This window comes from Enterococcus nangangensis (assembly GCF_005405245.1).
Lineage (GTDB): Bacteria > Bacillota > Bacilli > Lactobacillales > Enterococcaceae > Enterococcus_J > Enterococcus_J nangangensis.
Genome location: NZ_BJDR01000015.1, coordinates 18,034 through 37,378, shown reverse-complemented (window position 1 = coordinate 37,378; position 19,345 = coordinate 18,034). Strand labels below are relative to the sequence as shown.

The 19,345-nt window shown below is 43.6% G+C and carries 18 protein-coding genes and 1 pseudogene; 6 read left to right on the top strand and 13 right to left on the bottom strand.

The genetic code is table 11. From position 1 onward, the window contains the following. Nucleotides 1–138: 138 nt before the first annotated feature. The 5 genes from FFM57_RS06215 (at nt 139) to FFM57_RS06195 (ending at nt 4,083) form a co-directional block, all read left to right on the top strand. The gene (locus FFM57_RS06215) at nt 139–564 is read left to right on the top strand and encodes a NusG domain II-containing protein (RefSeq protein WP_137599667.1); all 426 of its coding nucleotides are present in this window, start codon (nt 139–141) and stop codon (nt 562–564) included. Nucleotides 565–576: 12 nt separating this feature from the next. Then, nucleotides 577–1,143 (top strand): Gx transporter family protein, encoded by a 567-nt coding sequence (locus tag FFM57_RS06210; protein WP_137599666.1) that lies wholly within the window; start codon nt 577–579, stop codon nt 1,141–1,143. Nucleotides 1,144–1,173: 30 nt separating this feature from the next. Further along, nucleotides 1,174–2,160, top strand: coding sequence for a polyprenyl synthetase family protein (locus FFM57_RS06205; RefSeq protein ID WP_137599665.1), 987 nt, complete (start codon nt 1,174–1,176; stop codon nt 2,158–2,160). Between the two features lie 203 nt (nt 2,161–2,363). Beyond that, nucleotides 2,364–3,557 carry an acetate/propionate family kinase gene (locus FFM57_RS06200; RefSeq protein WP_137599664.1) on the top strand — a complete coding sequence of 398 codons (1,194 nt, stop codon included), beginning with the start codon at nt 2,364–2,366 and terminating at the stop codon, nt 3,555–3,557. A 142-nt stretch (nt 3,558–3,699) separates the two neighbouring features. Next, nucleotides 3,700–4,083 (top strand): YxeA family protein, encoded by a 384-nt coding sequence (locus FFM57_RS06195; RefSeq protein WP_246023426.1) that lies wholly within the window; start codon nt 3,700–3,702, stop codon nt 4,081–4,083. Nucleotides 4,084–4,158: 75 nt separating this feature from the next. Here FFM57_RS06195 and FFM57_RS06190 read toward each other — a convergent pair whose 3' ends face one another. The 4 genes from FFM57_RS06190 to FFM57_RS06175 all read right to left on the bottom strand — a co-directional run bounded on the left by FFM57_RS06190 (nt 4,159) and on the right by FFM57_RS06175 (nt 8,537). Beyond that, entirely contained in the window at nt 4,159–5,403 is a 1,245-nt protein-coding gene (locus FFM57_RS06190) for an aminopeptidase (protein ID WP_137599662.1), read from the bottom strand. A gap of 71 nt (nt 5,404–5,474) precedes the next feature. Continuing rightward, nucleotides 5,475–6,614, bottom strand: a complete 1,140-nt coding sequence (locus tag FFM57_RS06185; protein WP_137599661.1) for a M20/M25/M40 family metallo-hydrolase — start codon at nt 6,612–6,614, stop codon at nt 5,475–5,477. A gap of 184 nt (nt 6,615–6,798) precedes the next feature. Continuing rightward, nucleotides 6,799–7,620: an ABC transporter permease gene (locus FFM57_RS06180; protein ID WP_137599660.1), complete on the bottom strand. Its 822-nt coding sequence runs from the start codon at nt 7,618–7,620 to the stop codon at nt 6,799–6,801. Next, nucleotides 7,617–8,537, bottom strand: a complete 921-nt coding sequence (locus tag FFM57_RS06175; RefSeq protein WP_137599659.1) for an ABC transporter ATP-binding protein — start codon at nt 8,535–8,537, stop codon at nt 7,617–7,619. Before FFM57_RS06175 ends, FFM57_RS06180 begins: the two co-directional genes overlap by 4 nt. Nucleotides 8,538–8,769: 232 nt before the next feature. Between FFM57_RS06175 and pepG1 the strand changes: the two are divergent. Further along, nucleotides 8,770–8,889: pseudogene (gene pepG1 / locus FFM57_RS06165) on the top strand (type I toxin-antitoxin system toxin PepG1); the annotation flags it as partial. Between the two features lie 273 nt (nt 8,890–9,162). Here the strand turns inward: pepG1 and FFM57_RS06160 are convergent. From FFM57_RS06160 to FFM57_RS06120, 9 genes are all read right to left on the bottom strand, one after another. Next, nucleotides 9,163–9,684 carry a helix-turn-helix domain-containing protein gene (locus tag FFM57_RS06160; RefSeq protein WP_137599657.1) on the bottom strand — a complete coding sequence of 174 codons (522 nt, stop codon included), beginning with the start codon at nt 9,682–9,684 and terminating at the stop codon, nt 9,163–9,165. 138 nt (nt 9,685–9,822) lie between these two features. Next, a complete protein-coding gene (locus tag FFM57_RS06155; RefSeq protein WP_137599656.1) occupies nt 9,823–11,061 on the bottom strand; it encodes a peptidase U32 family protein in 1,239 nt (412 codons plus the stop codon). Between the two features lie 30 nt (nt 11,062–11,091). Beyond that, a complete protein-coding gene (locus FFM57_RS06150; protein ID WP_137599655.1) occupies nt 11,092–12,012 on the bottom strand; it encodes a peptidase U32 family protein in 921 nt (306 codons plus the stop codon). Nucleotides 12,013–12,183: 171 nt separating this feature from the next. After that, nucleotides 12,184–12,717: a hypothetical protein gene (locus tag FFM57_RS06145; protein WP_137599654.1), complete on the bottom strand. Its 534-nt coding sequence runs from the start codon at nt 12,715–12,717 to the stop codon at nt 12,184–12,186. Between the two features lie 154 nt (nt 12,718–12,871). Next, nucleotides 12,872–15,358, bottom strand: a complete 2,487-nt coding sequence (locus tag FFM57_RS06140) for an ATP-dependent Clp protease ATP-binding subunit (protein WP_137599653.1) — start codon at nt 15,356–15,358, stop codon at nt 12,872–12,874. A 5-nt stretch (nt 15,359–15,363) separates the two neighbouring features. Continuing rightward, entirely contained in the window at nt 15,364–15,831 is a 468-nt protein-coding gene (locus FFM57_RS06135; RefSeq protein ID WP_137599652.1) for a CtsR family transcriptional regulator, read from the bottom strand. Between the two features lie 75 nt (nt 15,832–15,906). Beyond that, nucleotides 15,907–16,983, bottom strand: a complete 1,077-nt coding sequence (locus tag FFM57_RS06130) for a GntR family transcriptional regulator (RefSeq protein ID WP_137599651.1) — start codon at nt 16,981–16,983, stop codon at nt 15,907–15,909. 129 nt (nt 16,984–17,112) lie between these two features. After that, nucleotides 17,113–17,958, bottom strand: coding sequence for a sugar phosphate isomerase/epimerase family protein (locus FFM57_RS06125; RefSeq protein WP_137599650.1), 846 nt, complete (start codon nt 17,956–17,958; stop codon nt 17,113–17,115). Continuing rightward, nucleotides 17,948–19,201 carry a glycoside hydrolase family 28 protein gene (locus FFM57_RS06120; RefSeq protein ID WP_137599649.1) on the bottom strand — a complete coding sequence of 418 codons (1,254 nt, stop codon included), beginning with the start codon at nt 19,199–19,201 and terminating at the stop codon, nt 17,948–17,950. The genes FFM57_RS06125 and FFM57_RS06120 overlap by 11 nt, the downstream gene beginning before the upstream one ends. Nucleotides 19,202–19,345: the final 144 nt, after the last annotated feature.

Below are 19,345 nucleotides of genomic sequence, written 5' to 3'. Positions count from 1 at the left end.
CCCAGAAAAATGCAACCTATGCTATCATAAAAAAGAAAAGTCGAAGGCTGCACGCCAGAAAAAAATTCTTTAGCAAATAGCCACTGGCGTAATCGTAACAAGACAGCTCAAACGTTGATAAAAAGAAAGGATGGCCCCATGAAAGAATTTATTCATAAAAGTCGCTTAAAGCCGTGGGATGCGGTCATCATTGTCTTTTTAATCCTCATGTCTTTTTTACCGGTAGTAATCTTTGGCTGGCAAGAAAAAAAATTGGCGGAACGAACTGACAATGTAACATACGAAGCGGTCTTGTCTGTCGATGGTCAAGAAATTAAATCGTTTCCTTTAGTGGCTGGTGCTAAAAGCTATACGTATCGCTACGAAGATGCCGATGGGGATTATAACCTTATCGTCGTTGACGGGCGCAGGATTCGCATCGTGGAAGCTAGCTGTGGCGATCAAGTCTGTGTGCAACGGGGTTGGATTGAAAAGTCGAAGGAAACCATCGTCTGTCTGCCCCACAAATTAATCATTGAAGTCATCGCCTCTGACGGGAGTCAAGACGGCAATTTAATCTACTAGAGGGTCGTGCCTATGGAAAAACGTTTATCCAAACTTATTTATATCGCCCTATTAGTCGCTCAAGGTGTCGTCATTGGCTTGTTGGAAAATATGATTCCTTTTCCCTTTGGCTTTGCGCCAGGAGCGAAATTAGGGCTAGCCAACTTAATTACCATCATCGCCATTTTCACCATGAAAAAACGCGATAGTTTTCTTTTGGTGTGGCTGCGTCTTTTTTTAACCACGTTACTGGGGGGAACCCTCTCTACTTTCTTTTATAGTATGGCTGGCGCTATCTTAAGTTACTGCGGCATGCTGTTGGTGAAAAGTTTAGGCCCTAAGCGCGTCAGTATCATTGGCATCAGTGCCACTGGCGGTTTTTTGCATAACGTGGGACAATTAGTAGTAGCGAGCTTTATCGCCCAGTCTTGGTCCGTGATGCTTTACTTACCGGTGCTTTCCATCATTGGGATTTTTGCCGGCATCGCTTTAGGTGTTTGTGCCAATTATTTATTAGGCCACGTGGCGACACTACGGAAGTTCCAACAAGCTTACGAAAAGCCTTTAGCCCCGCAAAAAAGATTTACCCAACTGCCTTAATTATCGACTAATTTTTACAAAGGAGTTTCTATGAAGATACATGCTATGTGGCAAAATTACCCCACCATTCAAAAGGAACTGAGTCAAACGTTAACTTTAATGGAAAAAACGATTCAGCTGAATAACGCCGAAGTGCAAGGGGCCATCTTAGACATGATTCACGCTGGCGGCAAGTTATTACGCCCTGCTTATCAGTTATTATTTTCCCAATTAGGACCCAACAGAGAACCGCAAAAAACCATCGCTTTAGCCGCATCTTTGGAATTACTCCACACTGCGACTTTAATTCATGATGATATTGTGGATGTCTCCCCTTTACGCCGTGGTCTGCCTACGATTCAAGCGCGCTTTGGTAACGATGTTGCAGTTTACGCTGGGGATTACTTATTTATCTGTTGTTTCAAGTTGTTGACGCAATATACTAGCTCCTTAAGAAGCATTGAATTAAATTCCAACAGTATGGAAAAAATTCTCGTAGGAGAGCTAGGGCAAATGAATATGCGCTACGACTACACTGGTGGCAAGGACGCTTATCTGGATAATATTCGCGGCAAAACTGCTGAACTTTTTGGCCTAAGTTGTTTTGTTGGCGCTTATGAAAGCGGGCTGAATCAAGTGACCGCCAATAATGCGCGGCAAATTGGTTTAAACATCGGGATGGCCTTCCAAATTATTGATGATGTCTTAGATTATTCCGAAGATGCTACGACGATTGGCAAACCTGTTTTACAAGACGTGCAACAAGGGGTTTACTCCTTACCATTGTTGTTGGCCTTGGAAAGTAAAGCCGCTGCCTTATTGCCCTTACTAGCCAAAAAAGAGCAGCTGACAGACGAAGAAGCACAAGAAATTTTTACTTTAGTCCAACAAAGTGACGGTGTGGCTAAAGCTCGTCAGTTAGCGGCCAAGTATACTGACGACGCTTTAAAAGGGATTGCTAAACTCCCGGAGACGCCGCAAAAAACGCGGGAAAATCTCTTGCAGTTAACGGCGACGATTTTAAAAAGACATAGCTAAGGAAACAAAACACAAAAAGAACTGTCGGTTAAAAAAACACGATAGTTCTTTTTTTAATTCATCAAATTCTTATTGTAAAAGCGTTTTCAATATAGGAGAATAAGAATGTAAAATAAATTTCCATCAGCAAAAATTATTTTTAGATAACATTCTTTTTCTGTTGATTGTTTCATTCACATTTATTTTCCTTAAGGAGGCGCATCATGTCACAAAAAATTATGGCCATTAACTCAGGTAGCTCGTCTTTGAAGTTTCAATTATTTTCCATGCCGGAAGAAGAACTTTTAGTGAAATGTCTCTTTGAGCGAATTGGCTTAGGTCAAGGGCTCACGTTTACTTACACCTATCAAGGCGTGAAGGAAAAAATGGCCATTGCCGGCAACACCCACGCTGATGCTGTGGCTTATTTGCTAGACTTTTTATTGGCCAAAGAAATTGTCGCCGACTTAAAAGAAATTGTTGCGGTAGGCCACCGGGTTGCTCACGGTGGCGAAACCTTCCAAAGTGCCAGTCTCATTGAAGAGGCCGAGTTACAACAAATCGAAGCGCTCTCTCCTTTAGCGCCGCTTCATAATCCTGTCAATGCCATGGGGATTAAAGCTTTTCAAAAAGCTTTACCTCACTGCCGCCAAGTCGCAGTCTTTGATACCTCCTTCCACCAAACCATGGCGGCGAAAAATTATATTTATCCCATTCCTTACAAATATTATGAAGAAGATGGCATTCGTCGCTATGGCTTCCACGGCACAAGTCACGCTTACGTGGCGCAAGAAGCGGCCAAACATTTAAATAAAGATTTAGCGGATTTAAAAATTATTACTTGTCACTTAGGGAACGGCGCTAGCCTTTGTGGCATTGCCAACGGGGAGTCGGTGATTACGTCCATGGGCTTCACACCTTTAGCCGGCCTCATGATGGGGACCCGTTGTGGTGATATCGATCCTTCCATCTTACCTTTCCTGCAAAAAAATAAAGGTTTATCCAGTGAAGACATCGACCGCATGATTAATCACGAATCGGGCCTCTTAGGCGTGTCTGAAATTAGTAGCGATTTTCGCGATGTGATGGAAGGCGACGTTTCTCAATATGACGGCAATCCAGAATTGGCGGTGGATATTTTTACCACCAAAGTCAAGCAAACCATTGGCTCTTATGCCGCTGAACTTGGGGGCTTAGATGTTTTAATCTTCACGGCTGGTCTCGGGGAAAATTCTTACGAAATTCGACGTGACAGTTGCCAAGGCTTAGAATTTTTAGGCCTTGAAATTGATCCGGAAAAAAACTTTACCAACCAACTGATTATTAGTACAGAAAATAGTAAAATTCCCGTGATGGTGGTTCCTACCAACGAAGAGTTAATGATTGTGCGGGATACTTTTGAAATTTTAGGTGCTTAAACTAAAAGTTAAACCGATGCTGGATTCGTTAGAGTCCGGCTAGTTTTGGCTTTTTTACGTCGCAAGTCCTAGCAACTTTTCCGCCTGACGCCAGAGGTGCAGAACATTTTTTCATGGTAAGTTAAGATTATGGAGGAATGTGATGAAAAAAATTGTTTACGCTCTCGTTTTGATTATTGGTTTGCCTTTGTTGGTGGGTTTCGGGGCTAAAGTTGCTACCACCAACAGCACTAGTGACATTGCCAGTGCCGTGGATTCTTTGAATCCCTTAGTGCGCCCCAGTACGGTCTACGTGAAAACGGTAGCGCCGCAAAAGGTGGATCATCATGGGATGGCTTTTTATCAGCAAATGGCCGTAACCAAAGATGGTGGGACGCGGCCCATTGCGTTTATGGGCATGAAAGAATTACAAGTGGATCACTATTTAGCCATCGACATTAAAGGCGCTTACGTGAAAACCTATCGCGAGGTGGCCAGAGAAGATTTACCAGCCGCCGTTTTAGCTGAAATTGATGAAGAAAAATAAAAACAAAAAAGACTGATCGTCAACAAGTTAATCCTCAAAGACAGAGGACTAACCCGTTTAACAATCAGTCTTTTTTTATTCCGTTACGGCCCAGTTGCCGTTTCTAAAAAGTGGTACCCGCGTGCCATCTGCCCGCACGCCGTCAATATTAGTGTTGGGTGAACCAATCATAAAGTCCACGTGCACTTGACTGCGGTTCAGACCAGCAGCAATCAATTCTTCTTCTTTCATCTTTTCGCCACCTTGCAAGTTAAAGGCGTAAGCTGCCCCTAACGCTAAGTGGTTCGAAGCATTTTCATCAAAGAGGGTCGTGTAAAAGGTAATATTACTTTGGGAAATTGGTGACTCATCAGGCACCAAAGCGACTTCTCCCAAACGGCGGGAGCCTTCGTCCACTTGCAATAAACTTTGCAACACTTCATCGCCTTTTTCCGCGTGACCGGCGACGACTGCCCCATCTTTAAAGGTTAAAGTAATCCCTTCAATAATCGTTCCAAGATAACTTAAAGGTTTAGTGCTTTTCACGATGCCGTCCACCCGCTGAGCATCGGGTGCGGTGAAGACTTCTTCTGTCGGCATGTTGGCCATAAAGTTCACGCCACTGACACTAGTGCTGCTGGCAGCATCCCAAAAATGATTTTTCGGCAACCCCACCACTAGGTCCGTACCCTCTGCCGTAAAATGCAAGGCGTTAAATTGTTCCGCGTTTAGTTCTTGCGCTTTTGCCACTAAAATATCCCGGTGATGTCGCCACGCCGCAATGGAATCTGGCGTATAAATACGCGTCGTTTTAAAAATTTCATCCCATAAAGCGGGAACTTGTTCAGCGGCTGGCAGTTCCGGGAACACTTTAGCCGCCCACTCTGGACTGGCGGCACCTGATAAGTTCCAACAAACTTTGTTGGCTTGCGCCGCATTGCGAAAACCGGCTAATTTTTTATTAGTCGCTTGTTGGAACAAAGCTAAGCGCTCTTGCGGTACGCCGGCATAAGCGTCTGGTGCCGAAGAAACCAAGTTGATGCGGCTAGCGCCTTTGGCTAAGAGCCGTTTCCCTTGCAACATGACATCCTCCGGCACCTCGCCAATTACTTTTTCGTCGGCGTGAAGCAAAGTTTCTTTTTGAATAAAATCGTCTTCCCAGTTGACGACGACTTCGCTGGCTCCTTTGGCGTAAGCTTCTTTAACAATCAGGCGCGCTAAGGGATATTGATTAACCCGCGCTTGTAAAACGACAGTTTGGCCGGGCTGTACGTTAATTCCAAATTCCACAATCAACTGTGCGTATTTTCCTAAGTAATGTTGAAATTCTTGTGGTTCCATCAATAGTCCTCTCCTTTGAAAAAAGTCGACAATTCGTTGAAAGCACGAACTGCCGACTATTTATTTCTTGCTTAGTTCGTTACTAATTCTGGCGTTTTAACTGTGGCCACCGTTTTAATTAATTCCACCACTAAGTCCACCGCTTTTTCCATTTCGGCAATGGAAACATATTCCTTCACCGTGTGAATTTCTTCGTAACCGATGGATAAGTTCACTGCTTCTAAGCCATTGGCATTGAAAGCATTCGCATCACTACCGCCACCGCTAACTTCTTCTTGCACTGTCAGACCTAATTGATCACACGCTGTTTGCAACGTTTGCATCACTTTTTGCTCTTTGTTGATTCTAAAACCGGTAGCATATTGATTGATTTCAATTTCCACTGAGCCGCCCATTTCCACAGCTGCCGTTTCAAAGGCTTCTTTCATTTCGTCTAATAAAGTTTCTACCTTACTTAAATCGATGGAACGCACTTCACCGTAAACCGTCAATTTGTCTAAGACGATGTTGGTTACTTCACCGCCATGGATGGAACCGATGTTGGCTGTGGTTTCCGCATCAAGACGACCCGTTTTAATTTTAGGCAAAGCTTGCGTTAAAATGTCCACACAAGAAATTCCGGTTTCTGGTGCTAAACCAGCGTGGGCGGATTTTCCAGTAATCGTCACGTTATACTTGAATAAGTATGGACTAGCAATCGTTACCCGACCGACTTCGCCAGCACTATCTAAAACATAGCCCCGTTTCGCTTCCAATAAACTGAAGTCTAAAGCTGAAGCTCCTACTAAACCTAATTCTTCCCCTGGGGATAAAACGAATTCTAATGGTCCAGTTTCAATGCCTTCTTCTTGAATTCTTTGGATAGCTTCCAACATAATGGCAATACCCGCTTTATCGTCAGCGCCTAAAATCGTTTCGCCTTTGGAGTAAAGCATGCCGTCCCGCTCTTCTACTTCAATTCCTTTCCCTGGGACCACTGTATCCGTGTGGGAAGAAAAGAAAATCGGTTCTGCATCAAGGGTCCCTGCTAGTTTCGCTACTAAGTTATTAGAGCCTAATTTGGTGGTTGCCATACTGTTATCTTCAAAAGTGGTTAACCCTAACGATTGAAATTTATCCAGTAAATAACGGTGCATTTCTTGTTCGTGCCAAGTCTCTGAATCGATTTTTACCATTTCAATAAATGTATTTAGCATTCTCGTTTTTCCCATAAAGCGCCTCCTAATAAGTTATAGTTCATCACTGCACTTAAATGATAGCACTTTCAATAACGATGAACAATACTATTTTAAATAATAAATAGTGTTGTTCATCACTTTTTAATTTAAATAAAATAACAATATTTCTTTATAAATAAAAATGGCTGACGGAATATTTCCATCAACCATTTTTTATTTAAGTTAAAGTGACGTCCCGCTTTTTGAAAATTAAATTGGCTAAAAGGTAGACGACTAGTGAACTCAAGACTAGCCCCAAGGCCATTTGCCAAGTGGACACGTAAAGGTTAGCGACTTTATCCACGCCAACACTGTAATGCTTCATGGCTTCTGCGTAACCTTCCATGACGGAATCTTTAATTTGTAAAAAGTTTAGGGGGTTCCATTTGAACCAAGGGTACTTCGTCATGATTAACATATTAATCATGCTTAACACCGAGCTGCCGAATAAAAAGGCCACGCCAAAACCCACGGCTAGCGCTTGTGAGCGGGTTAAAGTTTGTAATAAGAAGACGATGGCTAAGTAAAAAAGAATTAAGAAAAAGTTTAAACCCAGCTGCGTCAAGGCGGCAATTAGAGCCGGCTGTTGATACGTTTCGATTTGGACCATTGGTGATTGTGGTTGTAAAAAGATATTGGTTAAAGCCAAAGTCGCTGCGAAAAGTAAGACACTAAACACGAGACTGTAGATAATCATCACGATAAATTTCGCCAACAAAATTTGACTGCGGGTGTACGGGCGAATCAGTAAAAATTTTACTGTCCCTTTAGAAAATTCGGCTGAAACCATGCCAGAAGCAATCACTACGATACCTAAGTTCATTAACGTGGGTAAGCCCATCAAGCCGGCTAAAAAGCTGCCGGAATCTGGAACTTCCATTGAAAAGTTGCGAATTGCCGCTAAATATAAAATACTCAAAATAAGTACAATTAAGGGAACTACCCAACTAATTTTTTTCTTTCGTAGTTTAAAGAGTTCTAAATGAATCAAGTTCATCATACTAATTCTCCACCTTTCGTCCAATTTAAGAAGTTGTCCTCTAAGGTTGGTTTTTCTAGCATAATGGTTAAGACATCTAGTTGGGCTTCCACCAACAACTTCACAATGGCGCCACGGGTATCTGTCATTAAGTGGAGACGCAAGACGTCCTCTGCTACCGTCACTTGATAGCCGGCAGTCGTTAAGAGAGCGGCGGCTTTTTCATTGTCGCTAGTTTCAATATGCAAGAGTCCGGTCGTCACTAAGTCAGCGGTGGTTTTTTGCAAGCTTTCTTGACGAGTCACCACACCTTTTTGTAAAATAATTAACTCATCACATAAAATTTCAATTTCACTCAATTGGTGGGAAGAAATTAAAATTGCTACACCTTCTTTAGCCAATTGAAATAATAATTCCCGGAACTCCCGCATCCCAGCTGGATCTAGTCCATTCATAGGCTCATCAAAAATTAAAACGCGAGGATTGTGGACCATCGCTTGGGCTACGCCTAAACGTTGCCGCATCCCTAGTGAATACGTCCGCACTTTTTGATCCTTTTGCTCTTTTAAATGCACAAAAGCCAGTACTTCTTGAATCCGTTCTTCTGTGATGGTCCGGTCTGACATTTTCGCTAAGATACGTAAATTTTCCGTCCCCGTCAAATAATTATAAAACTCTGGTGTCTCGATAATCGAACCAATTTCCCGCATCGCCTTGGCAAAGTCCTGCTGTAACGGTGCGCCGGTGATTTCAATTTTGCCGGTTGTCGGTTGCATCAATCCCACCAACAAACGAATAATCGTCGTTTTCCCTGCGCCGTTTGGTCCCAATAAACCGGTAATTTTCCCTGCGGTTAGTGTAAAGGAAACATCATGGACGATGGTCTTGTTCTTGACCTTTTTCGTTAGCTGCTCCACCACTAAAGGTGTTTTTCCCAAGTGAACCCCTCCTTCATTTCTACCTAGTGTAGCAAAAAAATGAGCAGCTGACCTCGGACTTAAGGTGTAAAAAATAAAAGTTATTAAATTTTTAATGGTTGGTGGAGCTGCCCCGCCTAAGAAGGCTAACTATGGGTACTTAAATATGCTATAATGTGACGGTAGAAAAGTTAATGACGGTGGCTATCTTTTGGAAGGTGGTGGTGCTTATGTATGTAGCGCTGAAATCTAAGAAAGGAGATGCCTTTTGTCTGCATATGAAACAATCCAGACTATGCTGGGCTTTGGTATGTTTACCATTGCTTTGATTAGTCTGGTTGTAACATTGCTTAAAAATGACAAAAAGAAATAACCGTCTACTTTAGCGAGAAACGGTTATTTCTTTAACCCTAAGCTACCGTCTTAAACGGTTCTACGAGAGAGGTATGTTAGCGCATATCTCTCTTTACATATGCATTATAGCATCTCTTTGGGCGATACGCAAAATTAGCGACAAGCTCCTTACTGTCTTAACCTTCAGCAATCCTTTGGCGCTGAAGGTTTTTTAATTATGCCAACATCATTTTTTCTTGGCTCGCTTCTTCAGCAGTTTCTTTTTCGTAGTCTTCCGTAAGATAAGTAATCCCTATCCTTTTTTCCGCATCAAGAAAATACCCACAAGGGCGCCTAACAAAACAAAGGGCGCCAAGCGCACAAAAAGCCACTCCAAGGCGTGTAATCCGACACCCACCACCGCCGTTTCTGGATTGCTGTAATCCCACGTTAAATACGGCGACTTGAACTTAATAATCAGGACAAAAGTTAAGACAATCAGGCCGCACAAAGCCAGCAGAAGTCCCCGCAAAATTTTTCGTCTAGTCTCACTTTTTTGCGCTAGTTGTAAGTTAATTAATGCCAATTTTTCAGCCAGAACGGTTACGTCCTGATCATGGGCTGGCGTCTCCTTCTCCGCAGTTGTAGCTCCTAGCAAAGTGCTGACTGACGTCTCCAAGGCGTCGGCGAGGGCGATTAATAAATGCGCATCTGGTACCGACAATCCTTGTTCCCATTTAGAAATAGTTTGCCGCACCACATGCACTCTTTTTGCCAGTTCTTCTTGCGAAAATCCTTTTGCTTGGCGGCTTGCTTTAATATTTTTACTTAACATCAGCTATCCCTGCTTTCTTTTTCTTACTTCCATTGTATGAAAAATCAGCCGTTGCCGCTAGCAACGCTGGTTAACATCAGGTTTTGTTAAAGAAAATAGCCCTATCTTTAACTGGATAGGACTAGCTTCTGAAATAATTTATTTTTTCTTACGAATCATATCCCCGACAGCCACCGGTTCTGCTACCGGCATGTGTAAAAGCATCATGGGATTTGGTGCGCGGTCAATGGACTCGCCCTCTTCATTGGTCATTTCCGTTACCGTTTGGTGGAAATGATGGAAGCCCGGCCCGTAAAATTCAATTTCATCGCCAACCGAAAAATGATTGCGCTGACGAATGGTGGCCATTTTAGTCGCCGGATCATAGGCTAAAACTTCCCCGATAAATTTGTAAACAGGAATTTTCCGCCGTGGTCCAAAGAGTTGTTCGTTTTCCGTTGGCGTTTTAAAGTAAAAACCAGTGGCTAACTCTCGTTGCGCAACCTTCCATAACTCGTCAATCCACTCTTGCTTGCAGACGTAATTATCAGGGTCGGCCATATAGCTGTCGACAGCGGCTTTATAGACGTTAGAAACCGTCGAAACATAATGAATGGATTTCATGCGGCCCTCAATTTTAAAACTGTTGACGCCGTTTTGAATTAATTCGGGAATGTGTTCAATCATGGTCATATCCACCGCACTCATGGAAAATTCTTCGGCAACTTTTCCTTTGACGGGGCGCCGTTCTTCCCCAAAAGGCATGTCGTACAATTCGTACTTCCAACGACAAGACTGACTGCAGCCGCCGCGGTTGGCATCCCGCATCGACATGTGATTAGACAACACACACCGACCAGAATAAGAAATACACATGGCTCCGTGAATAAAAGCTTCAATTTCTACTGAAGTTTTGGCCCGAATCGCTTCAATTTCCGCCATGGAAACTTCCCGCGCCAAAACCACGCGTTCCAACCCTTCCTTGCGCCAAAATTCCAGCGTTTCCCAGTTGGTTGCTGAGGCTTGCGTGGACAAATGGACTGCTAGCCCTGGTGCTTCCGTAATGGCAATTTCAATTAAAGCTGGATCACTGACGATCACCGCATCAATGCCAATATCCCGCACTTTGCGGAAAAATTCCCCAGCTCCTTTTTCGTTGCCTTCATGGGTCACCATGTTGGCGGCCACATAAACTTTCGCGTTGTGGGCGCGGGCGTAAGCCAGACCTTCTGCCATTTCTTCATAGGTAAAGTTGCCGGCGCGCGTCCGCAAACTGTAGGCATTGCCGCCAATATAAACTGCATCGGCGCCGTAATGAATCGCCGTTTTTAATTTTTCTAACGTGCCGGCTGGTGCTAAAACCTCTGGCCGCACTAATTTTTTCTTACTTGTCCCCAAGATATTTCCTCCCTTTCTTTGGGTCAGGTGTTACTGAATCGCCGCTGGATCGATTTCAAAGAAACCTAAATCCAAACCACGTTTCGCTGGATGGGTCCGCCGTACTTCGGCGGTTAAATGATCCCGCACTTGCGGTGTAAAATCTCCCGCCAATAAGCGCTCCTTGGCTTCCACAAAACGAGTCGCCACCTTGACAAAGTCAGCTGTCGGTGTGAACAAACCATCTAACTTCCAATGATCATAGCCACACGCATAAAGCTCTGGCAAGACTGGTAATAAATTCAAATCATTGTTGGCAAAAACGTGGGTGCCGTTGCCATCTTCAAAAATTGCATAGTGGGTTTCCGGTTTTTTCGGCTCGGATAAAAACCATTCCCGCTGCCGATCTTTCTTTTCTTCCACTTTCGTATAGTTAAAATAATTTTGCAGTAAAGGACGCTTAGATTGATGGATACAAGTAGGGCCAAAGACTTGAATTTCACCGAAGACGTTTAAAGCTGGAGCCATCGCTTGTAACTCGGCAAAAGGAACCTCCCGCGCAATAACGGCGCCAATTGCTCCCCGTTTACTCCAAAAGTTGACTTGCCGTGCGCTAGTGACTAGCGTTTCGGCGTCATATAAGTAAGGAATTGCTAAATCTTGCGTTTGCATCACATAAACAATCCCCGGATCCCCTAAAGTAATTTGATCCACTTGGGCTTCTTTTAAAAAGGCTAGGTAAGCTGGAATCTGCAACATTTTTTCGGGATGCATAATACCATTGACGGCTACCGTCACTTTTTTCTGGCGGGCATGGGCTTCTGCAATCATGGTGCGCTGTTCATCCCAAGTAAAACTTACAGGCAAACGCAAACCAAACTCTTCCATCCCGATATATAGTGTATCCACGCCGGCGTCCAACAAGGCAATTCCTTGTTCGATGGAGCTAGCTGTAGCTGTGATTTCAATCATCCTTGTACCTCCTTTGATAACTAACTTATCTTATCATAGCTTTTCTTAAGTTTAAAGGGGGTTTTTCGAGTAAAAAACGAATGTTTTGGTAAAAATTTATCCGCGCTATTTGTGAAAAAATGACACAAAAAAACAGATGGATAATTGATAATCATCCACCTGTTACTTATTTTATTGATACTCACCAACGTACTCATTGTAATTTCCGTCGTAGTAATAAACCGTCATTACTTGCTCGCCGTCTTCTTCCGTTAATTCCACTCTGTCTGCTTCTTCTAAATCAACGTCACCGAAAAACAAACGATCATCATCCACATCCACAAAGTAAACATCATGGAAAAGATAAGCGTCCACTTCTACTAATTGCGAGCTGTCTACATCTAAAAATTCTTCTAAGTCATCGTAGCTTAAATCTATCGGACTGCCCGCTTCTAAAAAGTAGCCTTCTACAATATCGTAGCTGCCATAATTTGCTAAATCAAAGAGGAAAGTTTCAGTGTATTCTTCTTCATCTTCCACGACTGCATCTAACTCTTCCACTTCATCTTCTTTTGGCGTTTCTTCTTTTTCTTTAGCAACCGTAGAGGTAGTGGTCTCTTTATTGCGATTGCCCCCACTGTCTTTAGAATCATTACCACAAGCGGCTAAACTGCCAGCTCCTAGTGCTAAAATCATCCCCATTGCGACTAATTTTTTTGCTTTCATCCTGTAGTCCTCCATTTTCTTATTGTTTCTTACAATTATAACAATATCATGAGAATAGATTAAGAACAAATTAGAACACTAGTGATTTTTTAATGCCGGGACAATAAAACTCTCTAGCTATCCCACGATAGCTAGAGAGTTCGTTCAATATTAATTAATTTAGTTGCAGTGCTTTTGCTTCCCGTTTATCATTTTTCACCGCTACTGTAATCTTGCCTTTGGAAGCGCCAATGGTGACGTGATCGCCTAAAGCGATTTGGCTAGACAGTAAGGCTTCACTTAAACGGTCTTCGATTTCTTTTTGTAAAGCACGGCGAATTGGGCGCGCGCCATATTCAGGATCAAAACCAGCTTTGGCAATCACATCGATGGCTGCTGGCGTGATTTTTACCGTCACATCTTGTTCTTTCAAACGTTTGACGATGGCTTTACTCATAATTTTGACGATTTCGTGGAGCTCTTCTTTGTCTAAGGACTTAAAGACAACGGTCTCGTCAATCCGGTTAAGAAATTCAGGACGGAAAGCTTTTTTCAGCTCTTCTAAGATGCGTTTTTCCATCGCCCGGAAATCTTTTTTCGTATCGGCAATAGCAAAGCCGACGTTTTTTTCTTCTCGCAATTGGGTGGCCCCAATGTTGGAAGTCATAATTAAAATCGTATTGCGGAAGTCCACCTTGCGCCCTTTGGAATCCGTCAGGTAACCATCATCTAAGACTTGCAGTAACAAGTTAAAGATATCGGGATGGGCCTTTTCCACTTCGTCTAAAAGTACCACGGAATATGGTTTTTGGCGAATTTTTTCCGTCAATTGACCGCCTTCTTCATAACCCACGTAACCAGGAGGCGAGCCGATCAAACGGGACGTGCTGTATTTTTCCATATACTCGCTCATGTCCACACGAATCAAGGCATCTTCGGAACCAAACATCGCTTCAGCTAGTGCTTTAGCCAATTCTGTTTTCCCCACCCCTGTTGGGCCTAAGAACATAAAGGAACCAATGGGACGATTAGGATCTTTCAAACCAGAACGAGCGCGACGAATGGCGCGAGCCACGGCTTTCACGGCTTCGTCTTGGCCGACAACCCGTTGGTGTAAGACGCTCTCTAAATCTAACAAGCGTTCACTTTCGCGTTTTTCTAATTGTTGCAAAGGAACACCGGTCCATTGGGAAACGACACCAGCCACATCTTCAGCGGTTACTTTGTTGCCGTAGCCACTCGCTTTTTTCGCTTCTTTGGCAATCAATTGGTTCAACCGTTCCCCTTGTTTTTTCTCTTCTAGTCGGAATTTAGCCGCATCTTCAAAGTTTTGACTTTCGATGGCGGCTTCTTTGGCCCGTCCTAAATCATCCACGCGATTTTTCAAGGCGGTAATAGCGTTAGGTTCATCTGCTTGGTCTAGCCGCACTTTGGCCGCCGACTCATCAATCAAGTCAATCGCTTTATCCGGCAACTGACGAGAGTTAATGTAACGCACCGACAAACTCACAGCCGCGTGAATCGCATCATCAGTAATTTCTACTTTGTGGTGATTTTCGTAACGACTCTTTAAGCCTTGCAAAATTTCTTCAGCTTCTTCTGGCGTGGGTTCGTCCACTTGAACTTTAGCAAAACGGCGTTCTAAAGCCGTATCTTTTTCAATATATTTTTGGTATTCCCCTAAGGTGGTGGCCCCAATCGTTTGGAGTTCCCCCCGAGCTAGGGCTGGTTTTAAAATATTGGAAGCATCAATCGCCCCTTCAGCACCCCCGGCACCGATTAACGTATGCAACTCGTCAATAAAGAGGATAACCTCACCGTCGCGATAAATTTCATCGATAATTTTTTTCAAACGGTCTTCAAATTCCCCACGATACTTGGTGCCGGCTACTAATGAGCCCATATCTAGCATCATGAGGCGTTTATTTTTCATATCGTCTGGTACTTCGCCGTTAATAATTTTTTGCGCTAAGCCTTCTGCAATGGCGGTTTTACCCACTCCAGGTTCCCCCACTAACACGGGGTTATTTTTCGTGCGGCGACTTAAAATTTGAATAATGCGCCGGACTTCTTTACTGCGGCCCACCACCGGATCCATCTTGTCTTCCCGCGCCAATTTCGTCAAATCCCGCGCTAAAGAATCCAAGGTTGGCGTGCCTTCTTGTTCGCCACGACCTTTGACTTTCGGCCGAGCAGCACTAGCTAATTGCTTCGCATCATCGACACCAATTTTTTTCAAAACGAGTTGCCGCGTCTTAGGTAAATTTAAACCGAGATTGGCTAAAATCCGCGCCGCTAAAATATCTTCATCCCGCAATAAACCTAATAATAAATGTTCCGTGCCAATTTTTTCCGACCCTAACCGTTTAGCCTCATCACCAGCGTAGACAAATACTTGTTTCACACGAGGAGAATACGGTAGGTAGGCGTTTTTCGGATAACTTTTCACGCCCCCGTGGCCCGTCATATGTTCAATTTCATCAATAATATCGGTGGGATTGGCTTGGGCTTGCCGTAAGGTTTTCCCCGCCACCCCTTCTGGTTCCAAAATCAAAGCTAACAACAAATGCTCTGAACTAACTGCTTGATGGTGAAACGCTTTGGCCTGCTCTTGGGCAATGGCTAGCGCCGCTTTGGCCCGTTTAGAAAAGAGTTCTTGCATCTTCATCACTCCTCATCTTCATAACTAAGACGCTCCAAAAAAGCTTGCATCAGGTGCGCCCGTAAGTAATTTTCCTCTTGAAAGATCCCCAATACTTGGGGACTTAAGGTGGCTAAAAATAAATTGCCTTCCCGCTTCGTAATCAATTGTTCCTCATAAAGTTGCTGTAACAAAAGTTGCGCTTCTTTAGCCGTCATCATTTTACCGACAGCTCGTTTTAGCTGCTTCAAATAACTCCGTTGGTCGGAAAAACGTAACTTAACGATGCGAATATAGCCGCCCCCACCGCGTTTACTTTCCACTTGATAGCCTTGTTGGGTAGTAAAGCGGGTATTGATCACATAATTAATTTGGGAAGGCACGCATTGAAACAACTCCGCCATCTCACTGCGCCGAATCTCAACTTGGTCATTGCCGGCTAAAATTTTCTTCAAATAAGCCTCAATCAAGTCTGAAGTATTGCGATTACTCATGGAAATCATTCCTTCGTTTGACTAATATTGACCTTTATTATACAAGAAAAAATTTGATTTTCAAAACAATAGGTTTTACAGCTTGCGCACGGAATCCCGCTGAATAATTTTCGGGGTAAAAAGAATGTCGCCACCGATTTTTTGTTTGCTGACCGCTTCAATAATCCACTGGCCACAGGCAATCCCCATCGCCTCTTTCGGGTGGGCAATAGAAGTTAAAGGCACTCTTCCTGTGACGGCCAAATTGGAATCGTCTAGCCCCACAATGGAAATATCTTGCGGCACCCTTTTACCGTGGGTGCTGAGAGCTTCCACCAGTAAATTAGCGCACTCGTCGTTATAACACACAACCCCCGTCACGATGTTATCGACTGCCGCCAAACGTTGCGCCAAACTTTCCACTACTGCCAAACGATTTTCCGTGGTAAAAGGCACCACCGCACTCGGTTGAAAAGCTAGATGGGCTTTTTCGTGGGCGTGGATAAATCCTTCTAACCGTAACTTTCCTTGTAAATCGTCCGTTTTAGAGAGCAGTGCTAAGTGCCGGTGCCCTTTTTGCAATAAATAATCTGTCGCTTGTTGACCGGCTAAGACATCATCGAGGACAACTTTCGGTAACTTCAACGCCTCGTAGCTGGCGTTCATCATCACCACCGGAATCCCCGCTTCTTTTAAAGATAAATAATAGGAAAGATTAGGATTAAACTCATTACTTTTGGTGGGCTCCACGATTAAACCATCTACGTGGTAAGCCAACATCTTTTGCAAACACGCTTCTTCCTGTTGGAAATCATTGTTAGTGCTGGCTAGCAACAGGCCATAACCTTGTTGCCGCAATTCCTTTTCAATCCCCCGAATAATGTCGGGAAAAATATAGTCCGATAAATACGTCATAATGACGCCAATGGTTTTAAGCCCTGGTGTCACCCGTGGCTTTTGGTAAGCATCAATCACAAAGCTACCGGCGCCTTTGGTTTTTTCGATATAGCCTTCTTTCACCAAAACATTTAACGCTTGCCGCACTGTCGCTCGGCTCACTTGATAGTGTTCTTGCAACTTCAACTCCGAGGGTAAGCTGTCCTGTTTTTGCAGCTCCCCGGCTTGAATTTTTTCTTTTAATTCCTGGGCAATCACTTGATATTTCGCTAACATAAGTGCTCCTTTACAGACAAATTTTTGCAACTTGTCTCTATTATGCCATTATTTTTAAATTTGTACAGACAGGTGGTGGGTTTTACAAATAAAAAAATCCCCACTAGTTTTTTCCTAGTGGGAATTTTTTTAACCATTCACCGTCGCCATGGCGTTGCCTAAAGCGTCGTCTTTGGTTTCTTCTAAAATAATTGGTAGATAAGGTTTGTGACGGGCGATAATTTTTAAAATCTCGTCTCTTTTCATGACGCCATCGCCAAAGTTGACGGGTTTGATGCCACCTGTTTCTGTCACGACGAAATCTTTTAAGTGAAAGGCGATAATTTTATCACCAAACATGGCGAACGCTTTTTCTACGAGGGTAACTTGTTCTAAATAGGTTTCACCGCTAATTAAATTAGTAGGATCCAAGACGACGCCTACGTAATCGGAGTTGACTTTCGTCAAGAGTTCTTGCATCTTGCTTAGGGAATAAATAGGATGGTTGCGACCGGGTTCGACACCGATAAAGGTCTGATATTTTTCCCCAGCTTGGGCGAGACGTTTCACGGATGAAACGACTTTGGCAAAGGCCGCGGGGGTGAAATTTTCTTCCGTGTATTTAATTTCGGGGAAAACGCCGCCAGTTTCTGAAGCCACCATGGGAGCGCCAAAGTAGCGGGCGTATTTGACGTAAGCTTCAAACTTACTTAAAAGCTCATCCCGCACCGCTTCATCAGGGTGAATCATGTTAATGTAGCAACTTAAAATCGCCACTTGGATATTTTTTTGTCCTAAAATATTTTTCACGTACGTGCCAAAACCGGGGCTCAAGTTAGCGCCTTCCGTGGGTAAATTAGGAAAAGATTTACCTAAAGCTAATTGGACGTTAGGCATCCGTTGGCTAGCTAATTTTGCCGCTAAATCTTCAAAGCCCGCCGCTGTGGTAATGTCGTGGCCCCGTGCGCCTAAATTGTAAAATGTTTTATCGCTCATAACTGTGCTCCTTTTCTGCTGTTTCTGCTTTAATTTTAATATTGACATTGTTAAAAGACAAATCCGTTACGCCGGTAATTTTGCCAAACTCGGAGACGGTGAGGTCCAGATCTTTAAAGGTGATGCCGGTCATGGGTTCTTCCAAATTTCCTTCTAAATAAAAACCACAGGAAAGAGGAATGTCATCAAAATCGGCGGTCACTTTTTCAATGTGGAGGTTGCTGACCTGCGTTAAACCCGCTGGACCTTTGACGTCAGCGATAATTTTTTGCCAATGTTCCGGCATCGCCGCGATATCTTCCACCGGGCCAGAGTAACTATACGCCGGGAACCAATTCAACATCAAACGGAAAGGATATTGCACATTTTTCATGGTGAGATTTTTTACGTGAATATCTTTAATGTAGCCGCCACGATTGCGGGAAGATTTAATACGGAAGCCCACACCCGTGTGATCAAAATAATTATCACAAATCGTGATGTCTTCAATCCCACCAGAAACTTCGCTGCCTAAAGTAATCCCGGAGCCGGCGCCTAAATGACAATTTTTAATGGTGACGTTTTTAGTGGTGTGCCCTTCTGCCTGCGCTTCTAAACCACGGCCAGATTTAATACAAATATTATCGTCATTGCATTCTACATAACAGCCCTCCACCACCACATCTTCCGAAGAGTCGATGTCAATGCCATCGGTGCTAGGACCTTGGCCATTTTTAATGGTGAGTTTTTCTAACGTAACGTGGCGACTGTCTAAAACTTGCGTATTCCAAAAACCAGAATCTTGTGAAGTAAAATCAGCTAAGGTCACCTTTTGACAATTTTGTAGCAAAATATTGCGGGGGCGTTGGCAATCGTAATCCACGTTCCAGCGGAGACCTTTAGCTTCATAGTCGGCTAACATAGCGCTTTTTTGATCTGCACCCCAAAATTTCAGCCACCAAATTTTTCCTTGGCCGTCAATTTTACCTTGGCCACAAATGGTGACATTGTGACAATCAATGGCATTCACTAACGCCGCCGGCCACGTCATGCGAATGCCGGCAATACGGGTGGCAATTTGCGGATAGTCTGCTAACTGTTGACTGCCTTTTAAACAAACATCTTCATTTAAAACTAGCGTCATGGCACTTTTTAAAAAGATAGAACCAATCTCGTACTCGCCAGCAGGTAGTGTCACTGTGCCCCCCACCGGACAAGCGTCAATCAGTCCTTGGATATATTGTGTCGTTGTTTGAATACTCATGATAACCCTCCTCTAAGCTCTGCAATACTCCCCTTCATTATAACGATTTTAGAAAACGAATTCATTTCAGCATCTTAAGAGATGTTTGCATTATATTGGTAGAAACTTATAGTGATGCAAAAAGGACCTTGAGGCGTAATCCTC